This window comes from Mucilaginibacter lappiensis, from assembly GCF_050433765.1.
Classification (GTDB): Bacteria; Bacteroidota; Bacteroidia; order Sphingobacteriales; family Sphingobacteriaceae; genus Mucilaginibacter; species Mucilaginibacter lappiensis_A.
This window is the reverse complement of sequence record NZ_JBNPWP010000001.1, coordinates 868,136-883,801: the sequence shown is the minus strand read 5'-3', so window position 1 is coordinate 883,801 and position 15,666 is coordinate 868,136. Positions and strand designations below refer to the sequence as shown.

Sequence of the window (15,666 nt, the reverse complement as noted above, 5' to 3'; positions counted from 1 at the left end):
TTACCAATTAATTAACCCAATTATATGAAACCCAAATCAATTTTTTATGAGAAAAATTTTCCTCTTGTTTGCAGTATTGCTTTTAATAAGTAATACACTCATGGCACAAGACCGCACCATAACGGGAACGGTTGTGAGCAGCGACAAAAATGAACCCCTAATAGGCGTTGCTGTGCAGGTTAAAGGCAGCAATGGCGGTACAACAACCGATTTGAATGGACGTTTTTCACTTAAAGCCACAAATTTACAAAGCATAGTGGTAGGTGTAAGGTACATAGGATATGCTTATCAGGAAAAGACCTTAAAAATAGGCGAAATGAATGCCGATTTTAAATTGGTAGCCACTTCAAGCAGCCTGGATGAAGTAGTGGTAGTAGGTTATGGTGAACAAAAGAAGATTCACTTAACCGGAGCTATTAGCACTATTGATACCAAACAGATACAAGATATACCCACAACAAACCTGGCTTCAGCACTGCGTAACCAGTTGCCGGGTGTTAGTGTTGCCGGCGGGGTTGCCCGCCCTGGCGATAATGCTTCAATTACTATTCGTAACCCGGTTTATTTATCAAAAGATGGTGGATCTAACCAACCGTTATATATTATTGATGATGTTCAGCGTAATCTGGCTGATTTTAACTCCCTTGATCAAACCGAAGTTGAAAGTATATCAGTGCTTAAGGATGCTGCAGCTGCCATTTACGGTATCAGAGGTGACAATGGTGTAATTGTAGTACGGACCAAAAGAGGTAGGTCAGGCGCGCCAAAGGTTACTTATAGTGGGTCTGTGGGTTTAACAGATGCTACACAATTACCTGAAATGATGACCAGCCTGCAACAGGCCACCTATTTAAATGATTTTGCACGTGCAAGTCAATCATATAATGGTAATCATACCATTGACGATCATGGTTACATTGATGGCAGTTCGACCAATAAGCTTACAAGCTTTTATACGCCAGACGAACTTGCCTATTTTGCTGATCCGGCAAATAGTACCAATTGGCTAAAAAAAGCCTGGCAAACATCATACTTGCAGCGTCATGCACTTAGTGTAAGCGGAGGATCAGACAAAGTTACCTATTTTGCCGGTGCCACGTACATTTCTCAAAACTCAAATTTTAAAGGTGTAAATACAGATCGCTGGACCTACAGGGCAAGTGCAGATGCTAATGTAGCCAAAGGGTTAAAGGTATCCTTATCAGTGAGCGGGTCACTTAATGACGATACCAGATTTTTTTATAAACAAGGTAGTGAAAATGCCGATAATGATGTAAGATATCTTTCCCAGGCCCCTCAATGGACACAATATTATATTAATGGTTTGCCGGCATTGATTACTCCCGGAAATACCAACTCTAACAATGGCGAAAGCTTTAACTTTTTTGAAGCCCGTAAGGAGAATAACTACACACAAAGCAAAACTACGGTACTTAACGTACAAACCCGGGCAGATTATGATGTGCCATTTTTAAAAGGCTTAAAATTAAGTGTTAATTATAATAAAAACATTAACAACTTTTTTGGAAAGCAATTTGGTACATCTTATTACGCAACCCAATTCGCGGGCCTGGGCGAAAATCACCACATTCCTGGTGGAGATGTAGTTGGAAGTCCTGTATTGTTAAAGAATGGTGACAGAATAAGGCTTAATCCAACCTATACCAATAATTATCAGTTAAATGGTATTATATCATTTAATAAGAAGATCGGCAAGCATGAATTTTCAGCGCTGGCACTTGTTGAACAATCTGAGGTTTTTACCGATGGGTTAGCCGGAATGGTTGAAGGTGTTGTTGTAGGCGGATATGATAACCAGAATTTTGCTATCGGTACACAAACCTCTGTTGAAACAACCAGTGAATCTGGAAGGTTATCTTATGCCGGACGGTTAAATTATAGTTACGATAATAAATACCTGGTTGAATTGTCTTACCGTGCAGATGCGAATACTAATTTCCCTCCCGAAAACCAATGGGGATATTTCCCATCAGCTTCTATAGGCTGGGTAGCTTCTGAAGAAGGATTTTTTAAACGTAATATTAAATTCATAGACCTTTTAAAAATAAGGGCATCAGTTGGTTTGCTGGGTAACGATAATACCAAGCCCTTCCAATATCAGGAAAATTACAATTTTGCACAACAGCAAAAAGCCGCTGTGTTTGGTGGCAATGGAGACAGGGGGTTGGCTATATTTCAAAACGTAGCTATTGCTAATCGTGGTATCAGGTGGGATAGCGATTTAAAAAACAACGTTGGTTTGGATATGCAATTCCTGAACAACCGTTTAGGGCTTACGGTTGATGGCTTTTTGAATCACCACTATAATATGCTTCAAACCCTTAACGCTTCTGTTCCTTTAACTATTGGCGCTTCCACCCCTCCTGAAAATTATGCCTCTATAAACAGTTTTGGTTATGAGATATCCGTTTCATGGAAAGACAGAATTGGCAAGGATTTTAGCTACTATGTTTCTCCATTCCTAGCCTGGAGTGATGACAAGATCTTAAAGATAGATCAGGCTGCTGGTGATGTTGGGACATATCGTGATTTGCTTGGCCGTTCTGATGATCTTGGATTTTTAGGTCTGAAATCATTGGGTATGTTTAGAACTCCGGCCGAAGCGGCTGCTTATGCTGCAGCAAATCCTAATTATACGGTGTATGGTTTTAAACCAACAGCTGGTATGTTATACTATCAGGATGTAAGGGGGGCAAGAAACCCGAATGTTCCCGGAGGTTATGATGGCCCGGATGGTAAAATTGATGATAATGATATGATTTATCTTACCAACAAGAATAACAACCATTATTCTGGTGGCTTTAATTTTGGTGGATCATATAAAAACTTTTCAGTGTCTGTAGTAATGGGCCTTTCATGGGGCGGTGCTACAAATATCGAGGGTGATGCCAGAAGTGCCGCAACCGCCACATCAAACAGACCAGCTTTCTGGGCTGATCACTGGACACCAGAGAATACCGATGCAAAATATCCCAGTCCATATTTTGCGTCTGATTATAACGTAAACTCTGATTTTTGGATGAAAAGTACTTTTCAATTTAGAATGACTAACCTAAACTTGTCATATACATTTCCAACAAAAATATCAGGCACATTAGGGGTAGGCAGTATCCGGGCATTCTTAAATTGTGTTAATCCGCTCAACCTGTATAATCCATATGATTATAGGGATAATGGTTCTATTTACACCACTTATCCTGTATTAAAATCGTATACTTTTGGTTTAAATGTAGGCTTCTAAATAAAGAAATTATATGAAAATATATAAAATTACAATAGCAGTTTTCATAGGAGCGCTGCTGTTTACAAGTTGCAAAAAAGCACTTGATAAAGTTGATCTTTCAAAGGGTACTGCCAGTATTATTTTTGGCGACTCAACACTGGTAAAACAGAATATTGATTATATATATGACCAAAATTTGCCTGTGTGGTATGGTAATGACGGCGGAGCCATGTTTAGCGCAAGCGGTGGTATCAGCGGCTTATCAGATGAATCATATGGTGATAATAAGTTTTTGCAGGGTATTGCTATCAACACTGATGTGGGCGACATAGGTGTAGCAAATTCAAGTGGCAATACTTATGGCAAGATAAGGGTTATCAATACCTTCATAAGGGATTGTGGCGCCGGAACTTTAGCTGCCGGTGTTAAAAGAAGATTTTTAGCACAAGCCTACTTCTTTAGAGCTTATCGTTATTTTCAATTGGTACGCGTGTATGGTGGTGTGCCTTTAGTTTTAACACCACTGCCTTCGGTTGGAGATGCTAAAAGTGAAGCTGCATTACCACGTAGTAAAACATCAGAGTGCTTTAAGCAAATTGCCAGTGATCTTGATTCGGCTATCAAATATTTGCCTGTAAAGTGGCCACAATCTAACGATTGGGGACGCGTAACATCGGGAGCCGCGGCGGCATTTAAAGGCCGTGTATTACTAACTTATGCAAGTCCGCAATTTAATCCTGCTAATGACATATCAAGGTGGCAGGCGGCCTATGATGTCAACACACTGGCTAACAACTTATTGAAAAGCGGCGGCTTTGGTTTAAATTCTTCTTATCAAAACATGTGGTTTTCGGAAGTGAATAATCCCGAAGCCGTATTGGTAACCGGATTTAATAATTCTACGGCTCAGTACACCTCAAAAAACAACACCTATGATAAATCGGTAAGACCGGCTTATTTAGGTGCTGGGAGTAGTTCATCACAGCCAAGCTGGGATTTTGTTCAGGATTATCCAATGCTTGATGGTAAAGCTCCTGGTGTATCAACTAAGTATAGCTATTCCCTGCAAACATTTTATAAAAACCGTGACCCGCGTTTTGATGCTACAGTTGCTTATAATGGCTGTTTATGGCCAATATTAGGAAACAATAACTACAGGTTGTGGACTTATCTATTCTATACTGATGATAATGGAACTAAATCATCCAGTACCGAAATAACAGGTGCTACCAATACCGGCTTTTATTTGCGTAAAGCAGTTAACTCAAGTGTTGATGCCAGCAATGTACAATATAGCGGGACCGATTGGATGGAGATACGTTATGCCGAAGTATTGCTGAACCTTGGAGAATGTGCGGCCGAATTAAACAAGTTAGGCCAAGGCGAAGAAGCTTATTCGGGCATAATTGCTGTAAGAAAAAGAGCAGGTATTGAAGCTGGGAGCGATGGCTTATATGGTTTGGATCCAGGCATGACACATGACCAGATGATCAATGCAATTATGCGTGAACGTGAAATTGAGTTTTCATTTGAGGGTAAACGCTTTTGGGATTTGAGAAGAAGAAACCTGTTGTTGCCATTATTGAATAATAAGAAAACCAGGTTAGGCCTTACCATTGTACTTAAAAATACGGGGAGCAAATCTGATTATATAAAAAATACACGTGAGACCGGGCCTTTAGATGACCTGTATTCAAACACTTTTACTATTACAACAAAACCACTGGATACAAAATACAACTTAAACTGGCAGCCAAACTATAGCTTCTTTGCTATTCCACCGTCAACCATAGCCAATGATCCCAAGATTTTGCAAACCAAAGGTTGGGATAATGGTTCTTTTGACCCATTACAGTAAATCAATTTATAAGGCAGCGGTACTGCTGCTGTCTTATATAAACCATAAGAATAACGATCATTTTAAATATGAAAAAACACACAGCCTTATTTTTAATAGCAGCAGCGTTGGGTTTTGCAAAGCCTGCTTTTGCGCAGTATCCGGATATACCTCAAAAGGTAAAAGAAGAGAGTGAAGCATTAATGAAAGAGGCAACACGTCGTTCAGATTCCGCATGGCAGGTGGCATTACCTATTATAAAAGCCGATCAGCGAAGAGGTAAAGTATTTGTGCCCTGGGCAGCCAGACCAACCGATTTGCCGCAGGCAAAAATACCTGCATTTCCAGGCGCCGAAGGTGGTGGTAAATATACTTTTGGCGGACGTGGAGGTAAGGTTTATGTAGTAACGAGTCTTGCCGATAGCGGACCAGGAACCTTACGTGACGCTTGCGAAAAAGGTGGTGCACGTATCATTGTGTTTAATGTTGCGGGTATAATCCATATTAAAACACCAATTATAGTACGGGCTCCATACATCACTATTGAGGGACAAACAGCCCCAGGTGATGGTATTTGTGTGGCGGGCGAATCGTTTTGGGTAAATACTCATGATGTGATTATCCGTTATATGCGTTTCCGCAGGGGCGAAACCAATGTGGGCCGCAGGGATGATGCCTTAGGCGGTAACCCCATAGGAAATATTATAGCTGATCACGTATCAGCAAGCTGGGGTCTTGACGAAAACTTCTCTATGTACAGGCACATGTTTGATCCTGGTGATGGTTCAAAAGAACAAAAACTTGGAACGGTTAACATTACCATACAAAACTGTATTTACTCAGAGTCGCTTGATTACTGGAATCATGCCTTCGGTAGCACTACGGGTGGCGAAAATAGCACTATGCTTCGTAATCTTTGGGCCGATAATACTGGGCGTAATCCGTCGGTTGGTTGGAACGGGGTTTACAATTTTGTTAACAACGTAGTATTCAACTGGCACCATCGTTCAATGGACGGCGGCGATTACACCACCAATTATAATATTATCAATAATTATTTTAAACCCGGTCCGGTTACACCTAAAGATCAGCCGGTTGGTCATCGTATACTTAAGCCGGAATCAGGCCGTAGTAAGCTTAAAGAAAGAGTATTTGGTCGGGTATATGCGGTTGGCAACATCATGGAAGGCTATCCCGAAGTTACTAAAGATCCCTGGAAAGGTGGCATTCAGGTTGAGGGCCCAGGAGGTAAAGAAATGCCAGATGCAGGCGAATATAAAGATTACATGAAATCTGATAGCCCTTTCCCAATGGCTCCGGTAACTATTCTGCCGGCTACCGATGCGCTTAAATTTGTTATTGCCAATGCAGGTGCAACTTTGCCAAAACGCGATCCGGTTGATGTACGTATAACTGAGCAGGTACGTACCGGAAAGATCACTTTTAAGGAGATGAAAACCGATACTGCATATCAGTTTAAAGTGCGTAAATTACCAAAAGACTCTTACAAGTTAGGTATCATCACAGCTCCCTGGCAGGTTGGCGGATACCCTGAATATAAAGGATCACCCTATAAAGACGCTGATAATGACGGGTTACCTGATGATTGGGAAACTGCACATGGTTTAAACCCTAAAAACGCGGATGACTCTGCACTGCCGGCAAAAAATGGTGGTGGTTATACCAATATTGAGGTTTATTTAAATGCGGTAGCCTTAAAAGGCGAAAAAAAGATTAACTAACATAAAATAAGTATATACAAACGGCGATGTTAGGATTTAAGTTTAAAAAAGGTCTTTTTTATGTTCTGAGTTGGTTAATGCTGGGGTGTGTGCAATTGCATGCACCCTTATTTGCTCAGGGTAAAAAAAAGGCAGTTAAACCTCAGTCTCCTGTCGCTGCTGATAAAGGAGGGAAGCTGATCTATGCCATTGCCTCAAATGGCGACCGCATTCCTGATTATTCCTATTGTGGATATATGGCTTCGGAGAAACCAATACCTGAGGCCACTGTGCGTGTAGTAGTTCCATTAAAACCAGGTGATGCTACCCTGAGGATACAAGCTGCACTGGATTATGTTGCAGGATTACCTGCCGGTCAGGATGGTGTTCGTGGTGCTGTATTGCTTAATAAAGGGGTATATAATGTTAATGGTAGCCTTAAAATAAATGCCTCGGGAGTTGTTTTGCGGGGTAGTGGAATGGGTACAAACGGAACCATACTATTGGCTGCTGGAAAAGACAGGGAAACTTTTATTCATGTTTCAGGTAAAAACGACAGGCAAACCGAAAAAGAAATTAAAATCACCGATGCTTATGTACCTGTAAATGCCAATATTGTGCATATAGCCTCCGGTGCTGATATTAAAACCGGTGATATGGTTATAGTGCACAGGCCAAGCACGCAGGCCTGGATCAACACTATAAAAACTGATCATTTTGGTGGCGACCTAACCGCATTAGCCTGGAAACCCGGCGAACGTGATATTTACTGGGATCGAAAGGTAGTTGCTGTTAATGGCAGTGCCATCACCCTTGATGCACCTCTTACTACAGCTTTAGATACTGCCTATGGTGGTGGGCTTATAGCAACCTATAAATGGCCAGGTAGAATAGTGCAGGTGGGTGTAGAAAATTTAAAATTACAGTCAACTTATGATCCATTAAACCCAAAAGATGAAGCTCATCGCTGGATGGCTATCACTATGGAAAATGTTGCTGATGCCTGGGTGCGCCAGGTTACATTTGAGCACTTTGCAGGTTCAGCGGTATTTGTAGGATCAACAGGAAACCGTATTACTGTTGAAGATTGTAAATCTCAGTCTCCAATATCCGAAATAGGTGGGCAACGCCGTAATACATTTTTAACTATGGGCGGGCAAACCCTGTTCCAACGTTTATATTCGGAGCAAGGCTTTCATGATTTTGCCACCGGGTATTGTGCTCCTGGCCCAACTGCCTTTGTACAATGCATGTCATCACAATCCTACAGCTTTAGCGGAAGTATCGACAGCTGGGCTTCAGGAATTTTATTTGATATTGGTAACATTGACGGACAAGCATTAAGCTACATGAACCGCGGCCAGGATGGCCAGGGAGCAGGATGGAACGCTGCCAACAGCTTATTCTGGAACTGTACTGCTGCCCGTGTGGATTGTTACCAGCCACCAACCGCCCAAAACTGGGCCTTTGGTACCTGGGCACAATTTGCAGGCGATGGCTATTGGGAATCACCAAACAGTACTATCAATCCGCGCAGTTTTTACTATGCGCAGTTAGCAAACCGCTTAAATAAGGATGTAAGTAAGCAGGCCAATATTTTATATCCGGCTACAGAGCCATCAAGCAGTCCAACTGTTGAACAAGCAGCCGCGTTAATGGCCGATGCAAAAAAGCCGGCAGTAACCATTGTTGACCTGATTAACCTGGCTGCTGAAAAAACACCGGTCAATACCTCATCAGCCGGCGCTAAAACCATTGATCAATTGGGTTATAAGCAAGCCGCTGCGCCTGTTATGGCTCCAAAAATGAGCGTTGAAAATGGCTGGCTGGTGCGTGGTAATACCGTGCTGGCAGGCAGGCATTTTGAAACTCCCTGGTGGAGCGGTACTGTTCATCCAGATTATACATCGACAACAGCCAAGCCAGCCATTACCCGCTGGGTACCTGGTCAAACCGGAACCGGATTGACCGATGATCTGAATGAGGTAGGCAATTGGATGGTTAAAAATAATATTGTAGCCTTTGAGCATAATTACGGCTTATGGTATGATCGCCGCCGTGACGATCACGAACGCATCCGCCGTATGGATGGCGATGTATGGGCGCCATTTTACGAGTTGCCTTTCGCCCGTAGCGGTAAAGAGTTAGCCTATGATGGCTTAAGTAAATATGATCTTACTAAATACAACACCTGGTACTGGGATCGCCTGAAGAAATTTGCTGATCTGGCCGATCAAAAAGGGTTGGTACTGGTACATCAGAATTATTTCCAGCACAATATTATTGAGGCAGGAGCTCACTATACCGATTTTCCATGGCGTACAGCCAATAACATTAATGGCAGCGGTTTCCCCGAACCTGTTCCTTATGCAGGCGATAAGCGCCAGTTTATGGCCGAACAGTTTTATGATGAAACTAATCCGGCAAGGCGTAAGCTGCATCAGGCTTATATCAATAAATGCATGGATAATTTTGCGGGCAACAACGGTGTAATTCAGTTGATTGGGGCAGAGTTCACCGGCCCGCTTCATTTTATGCAGTTTTGGGTTGAAACCATTAAACAATGGGAAACCACCCATAAAAAGAAAGAAATTATAGGCCTTAGCGCCACTAAAGATGTACAGGATGCGATACTGGCCGATCCCACTAAAGCATCGGTTATTAACGTGATCGATATCAGGTATTGGTATTACCAGGCCAACGGCGATGCTTATGCACCTATTGGGGGTCAAAGCCTTGCCCCACGCCAGCAAGCACGTATTTTTAAGCCCAAAGCAGCATCGTTTGAACAGGTTTACCGTGCCGTGCATGAATACCGCACCAAATACCCGGATAAGGCGGTGTTATTCTCTGCCGATGGCTATGATCATTTTGGTTGGGCTGTATTCATGGCAGGAGGTTCATTGCCGGTATTGCCTTCCGGAACGGACAGCGGGTTTTTAACTGCGGCAAGCAGCATGAAATCAATTGCATTACCAGGTGCACCTAAAGATCAATTCGCTTTAGGGGCGGCTAAGGGATATGTTGTTTACAACAGTTCTGATAATGCCATTCGTTTAGACTTGCCGACAGGTGGTTATAAAGCGCAATGGATAGATGCCCAAACAGGCAAAATTGCAATCGGAGAGCAGATAAAAGGCGGCAATGGTGTCGAAATAAAAAGCCCGAAAGCTGGGACTGCCATTTTATGGCTAAGCCGTAACTAATTATTTATGATGAAGAAAGTTGTTTTAATAGTATTTGCTTGTGGTTTGCTTTTTTCTTTTAAAAGCAGTGATCCGGTAATGCAGCCCTTAAAAGTATCCGAAAATCACCGGTATTTTACTGCAGATGGGAAACCATTTTTCTGGCTGGGTGATACCGGGTGGCTCCTGTTTTCTAAAATGAAGCGTGAAGAAGCCGAGCAATACCTGGATACACGTAGTAAACAAGGTTTTAATGTAATTCAGGTAATGGTGGTACACAGCATAGGCGAAATGAATGCTTATGGCGATTCGGCTTTGATCGGTAAAAATATCGCCCAACCTAAAATAACGCCCGGCAATACCTTTGGCAAAGGCAATGAATACGATTATTGGGATCATATTGATTGGATAGTTAGTAAAGCCGCTGAAAAAGGGATTTATATAGCTATGGTACCTGTATGGGGCGCAGTAGTAAAAGGAAGTCATATTGGAGCAGCAAAAGCGAAAATATACGCCGAGTTTTTGGCTAAAAGATACCGTAACCGGTCAAACATTATCTGGATGAACGGTGGTGATATCCCAGGCACAGATTCACTAAAAACATGGAATGCTATTGGTAATGTATTACATGCGCTGGATACCACACATTTAATTACCTTTCATCCCCGCGGGCGCACACAATCATCTACCTGGTTTCATGACCAGTCATGGTTAAGCTTTAACTGCTTCCAATCCGGTCACCGTACTTATGCGCAGGACACTTCTAAAAAAGATCTTAATTATGGAGAAGATAACTGGAAATATGTACAGGTTGACTACGCTAAAACACCCGTAAAACCAACGCTCGATGCCGAGCCATCTTATGAAAGGATCCCTCATGGGTTGCATGATGTTAACCTCCCCCGGTGGACGGCTGCCGATGTAAGACGTTATGGTTACTGGTCGGTATTTGCGGGTGCCTGCGGATATACTTATGGCAACAACGATGTAATGCAAATGCATAAGCCTGGCGAGAAGAGAACCGCTTACGGTTCAAAAGGATACTGGTATAATTCCATCAATGACCCCGGTGCCCAACAGATGATCTATCTGAAAAAACTCATGTTATCCCGGCCGTTTTTTGACCGGGTACCGGATCAGTCGTTAATTGCCGGTGGGCAGGGGCAAAAGTATGATCGACTTATCGCAACAAGGGGTAAAAACTATGCATTTATATATACTTATACCGGCAGGGACATCAATATCAATACCGAAAAACTGGAAGGGACTAAGATAAAAGCGTCATGGTATAACCCGCGTAACGGACAAGTTACAGCTATTGGAACGGTTGCAAAGGCAAAAACGCTTAAATTTAATCCTCCCGGCCAAAAAGCAAATGGCAATGATTGGGTACTGGTCATTGACGCAATATAAACCTGAAAATAAAGTACAAATGAACCGATCTGTTAAATACATGTTATTAGGATTTGCCCTTGTTTTGATGTTATCATGCAAAACAGGTAAAAACGTGTACTTATTCACCTCGTTTCATGAACCGGCTAATGAGGGCTTACGCTTTTTATACAGCTATGATGCTTATCACTGGACAGATCTGAACCACATATTCATAAAGCCGGAAGCCGGCGACGCTAAGATCATGCGTGACCCATCCATAGCCCAGGGACCTGATGGCGTTTATCATTTGGTATGGACTACCGGCTGGAAAGATGATCAGGGTATTGGTTATGCCAGCTCAAAAGATTTGATCCACTGGTCGGCGCAGCAGCACATCAATGTAATGAGTTATGAGCCAACAGCGGTTAATGCCTGGGCCCCGGAGCTATTTTATGATGATGAAGTTGATCAGTTTATCATTGTATGGGCCTCAACTATACCAAACCGTTTCCCTAAAGGGCAGGAGCCTGAAAATAACAATCATCGCCTGTATTACACCACCACTAAAGATTTCAAAACATTCGCTCCAACAAAATTATTCCTCGATCCCGGTTTCAGCGTAATTGACGCCGAAATTGTTAAACGGGCAAAAAATGATTATGTGCTGGTGATGAAGGATAACACCAGGCCAAACCGCAGCATACTGATAGCTTTCAGCAATAATCCGCTTGGCCCATACACCAATTATACCAAACGCTTTACAGAAATGTACAGCGAGGGGCCATCTATGACCAAGTCAGGTAACAACTGGCTTATTTATTACGATTCGTACCGATTAAAAAGATATGGCGCCATGCGCACAACCGATTTTAAAACTTTTACAGATATATCAGATAGCGTAAAGGTGCCCGAAGGGCATAAGCATGGTACCATATTTAAAGTGACCAAAAAACAACTGAACCTATTGTTAAAAGAAACACAGTTGAAAAACGACAGAAGCTAACATGAATAAGATCATCATCAATATATTACTTTTTACCTTAATTACTTATGCCGCGCAAGCGCAGGATACCGTGCACTATACCGGCAATACTGTAGTTAATGTAGATTATCATCATGGGCAATTAAGCCCTGTAATAGGGGTTCATAGTCAACAGATATTCCGGGCTAACCGCGAACATCCTGAGCTGGCTGATGGCTTTGGTTTTACCTATAACCATGCCCCGATGCTGGCCTATTGGAACAATACTTTTTATGTAGAATATTTGAGCGATAAGGTAGGAGAGAGCATTCCCCCGGGCCAAACACTGGTAATTACTTCTAAAGACGGTCAAAGCTGGTCGAAACCAGCGGTGGTATTTCCTCAGTATAAAATACCAGATAGCACTACAAAAGAGGGACATCCCGGTGTAGCTAAAGACCTATATTCGGTGATGCACCAGCGTATGGGTTTTTATACCGCCAAATCAAAACGCTTGCTGGTACTGGGTTTTTATGGTATTTGTTTAGATGGCCACGATGACCCCAATGACGGTCTTGGAATTGGTCGCGTAGTGCGCGAGGTTTTGCCCAATGGTAAATACGGCCCAATCTATTTTATCCATTATAATCCTAAATGGAACGAAAAAAACACCAGTTATCCTTTTTATAAAACCAGTAAGGACAAAGGCTTTGTACAGGCTTGCGATGAGCTCATGGCTAACCCTTTAATGATGATGCAATGGGCTGAAGAAACCGACAGAAAAGATCCATTAATACCATTGCACAAGGAATATAAAGCATTTAATTTTTATCACCTGCCTGATGGTCGCGTGGTGGGTTTATGGAAAAACGCCCTTACGGCAATCAGTATAGATAATGGCAAAACCTGGCCCGCAAATGCTTCGCGCGCGCCGCGCTTTGTAAATAGCAATGCCAAAATATGGGGGCAGCGCACATCTGATGGTAAATACGCCACAGTTTATAACCCGTCGGAGTTCCGGTGGCCGCTGGCTATTTCCGTAAGTCAGAACGGGTTGGATTACACGAACCTTTTATTGGTGAATGGTGAAATTACCTCGTTGCGTTATGGAGGTGCCTATAAATCTTACGGACCGCAGTATGTGCGGGGCATAGAAGAGGGCAACGGTACCCCGCCTGATGGTAAACTATGGGTAACCTATAGCATGAATAAGGAGGATATATGGGTATCATCCATCCCGGTACAGGTAACAGAAATTGCCGATGCTCATGCCAGTGAGGTTTTTAATGATATGCCCGCAGGTAAAGAACTTGAAAAGTGGAACACCTATAGTCCGCAATGGGCGCCTGTAACCATTGAAAAAGCCCCTGATGGCGAAAAGAGCCTTACGCTAAAGGATAGCGACCCGTTTGATTATGCCAAAGCGGAACGGGTTGTACCTGCATCTAAAAAGTTATTGGCCGATTTTACCATCATCCCCGGGCAAAACAATACCGGCAAACTGGATATTGAATTCCAGAACGAAAAGGGAGATGCCGCTATCAGGCTTACACTTGATTCGACTGGCAGATTCTATACCAAAGCAGGGTATCGCGATAAGAACATTATGAAGTATGAGGCAGGTAAGCCCTACCACATCATTCTAAAATTACATACCAATACCCGCTTTTATACGGTGAACGTAAATGGGAAGGATGTATTGACCAGTTTGTTTTTTGCACCTGTGCTCGATATTAACCGTGTAGTTTTCAGAACCGGTGATGTAAGACGTTTCCCTAACGCAGATACCCCAACCGATCAGGATTATGACTTACCTAAACCCGGTGAAGCTGCTAAACAGGCTATATTCTATATTAAATCATTTAAAACAAGCAATTATTAAGGATGAAGAGGGGGGCGATTTTTTGCTGGATGATAATAGGTCTGTTTTGCTTTACTAACAGCAATGCCCAGGTAGTTTTACCTAAAATATTAGGCAATGGTATGGTGTTACAACGTAATCAATATGTGCCAATTTGGGGAACCGCTACTGTTGGCGAAAAGGTAACCGTTAAGTTTAACGGACAAACTAAAACAACTACAGCCGATGCCGCAGGTAAATGGATGGTAAAGCTTAACCCTATGCCTGCATCAGCAAAACCTGCGGTATTAACTATTGCTGGTACCAATACTGTAAAACTTGATAATATCCTGGTAGGTGAGGTATGGCTATGCTCGGGCCAGTCAAATATGCAGTATGAAATGCGTAAGAACAGCAAAGTAAAAAAGCCAGATACCAGTACAATAAATTCACCGGTTGATGAGCTCGACCGGGCGCATAACCCGCAAATCAGGATCTTTTTAGTTACCCAAAAGAACCTGCAAAAGCCCGACTCTACGCACTCAGGCTGGAGCATTGCAGAAGATTCAGCCTTACGAGCATTTTCGGCAGCAGGTTATTTTTTCGCTAAAAACCTTAATCATGATCTGAATGTACCGGTCGGTATCATTTCATCAGCAGTAAGCGGCAGCCATATTGAACCATGGGCACCACAGGAGGCCTATGATGCCATTCCTTATTTTAAAGCCAACAATATCAAAATTGAAAATGATCCTGGTAAGTTCTACCCCAAAATGATAGTGCCGTTGGCACCATTTGCTATTAAAGGATTTTTATGGTACCAAGGGGAAACCAGTTGTTTTTTGGCCGAAACCATTACTTATACCTACAAAATGGAGGCGCTCATCAATAACTGGCGCAGGCTTTGGAACAACAAAAACATGCCCTTTTATTATGTGCAAATAGCGCCATTTTATTACTCGCAAAGTAAAGGACAGGTACCTTTTACAGAATTTACAGAACCCGAATTGCGTGAGGCCCAAACCCTGGCCCTGCAGATCCCTCATACCGGAATGATTGTTACTACCGATCTGAACGATGATCTGAAAAATATCCATCCTCCTTTTAAATGGGAAGTTGGCCGCCGGTTGGAATTACTGGCTTTAGCCAATACTTACGGACAAAAGAATGTGGTTTTCTCAGGGCCGATGTACAAGGATATGAAGATCAGCGGCAATAAGATCATTCTTGATTTTAAGTATGCGAGTGATGGTCTGGTTAGTCATAATGGCAAACCGCTCACTGATTTTACCATTGCCGGATCAGATGGCAAATTTGTAGCTGCCGAAGCTGTGATCAAAGGTAATACAGTGGAAGTTTCAGCCTCATCGATAAGCGCCCCGGCAGCTGCACGTTTTGCCTGGTCAGAGTCGGCCCAGCCCAATTTTTATAATAAGAACGGATTACCTGCAGTTCCATTTCGTACAGATAACCCATTGAAATTTACCTTAACCTCAAACTAACA

General features: G+C 42.6%; 8 protein-coding genes. All 8 read left to right on the top strand.

Annotated features, from left to right (window positions below; all coding sequences use genetic code 11):
• Positions 1–46: 46 nt before the first annotated feature.
• The 8 genes from M2273_RS03595 (at position 47) to M2273_RS03560 (ending at position 15,664) form a co-directional block, all read left to right on the top strand.
• The gene (locus tag M2273_RS03595) at positions 47–3,262 is read left to right on the top strand and encodes a SusC/RagA family TonB-linked outer membrane protein (RefSeq protein WP_429393090.1); all 3,216 of its coding nucleotides are present in this window, start codon (positions 47–49) and stop codon (positions 3,260–3,262) included.
• Positions 3,263–3,275: 13 nt separating this feature from the next.
• Complete coding sequence (locus tag M2273_RS03590) at positions 3,276–5,102, top strand: RagB/SusD family nutrient uptake outer membrane protein (RefSeq protein ID WP_429393088.1); 1,827 nt, start codon at positions 3,276–3,278, stop codon at positions 5,100–5,102.
• A 68-nt stretch (positions 5,103–5,170) separates the two neighbouring features.
• Complete coding sequence (locus M2273_RS03585) at positions 5,171–6,823, top strand: pectate lyase family protein (protein WP_429393085.1); 1,653 nt, start codon at positions 5,171–5,173, stop codon at positions 6,821–6,823.
• A gap of 26 nt (positions 6,824–6,849) precedes the next feature.
• Entirely contained in the window at positions 6,850–10,008 is a 3,159-nt protein-coding gene (locus M2273_RS03580) for a DUF6298 domain-containing protein (protein ID WP_429393082.1), read from the top strand.
• A 6-nt stretch (positions 10,009–10,014) separates the two neighbouring features.
• Positions 10,015–11,400 (top strand): glycoside hydrolase family 140 protein, encoded by a 1,386-nt coding sequence (locus tag M2273_RS03575; RefSeq protein ID WP_429393080.1) that lies wholly within the window; start codon positions 10,015–10,017, stop codon positions 11,398–11,400.
• Between the two features lie 19 nt (positions 11,401–11,419).
• Positions 11,420–12,364, top strand: coding sequence for a glycoside hydrolase family 43 protein (locus M2273_RS03570; RefSeq protein ID WP_429393078.1), 945 nt, complete (start codon positions 11,420–11,422; stop codon positions 12,362–12,364).
• A gap of 1 nt (position 12,365) precedes the next feature.
• Entirely contained in the window at positions 12,366–14,204 is a 1,839-nt protein-coding gene (locus tag M2273_RS03565; protein ID WP_429393076.1) for a six-hairpin glycosidase, read from the top strand.
• Positions 14,205–14,233: 29 nt separating this feature from the next.
• The gene (locus tag M2273_RS03560; protein WP_429393074.1) at positions 14,234–15,664 is read left to right on the top strand and encodes a sialate O-acetylesterase; all 1,431 of its coding nucleotides are present in this window, start codon (positions 14,234–14,236) and stop codon (positions 15,662–15,664) included.
• Positions 15,665–15,666 lie beyond the last annotated feature (2 nt).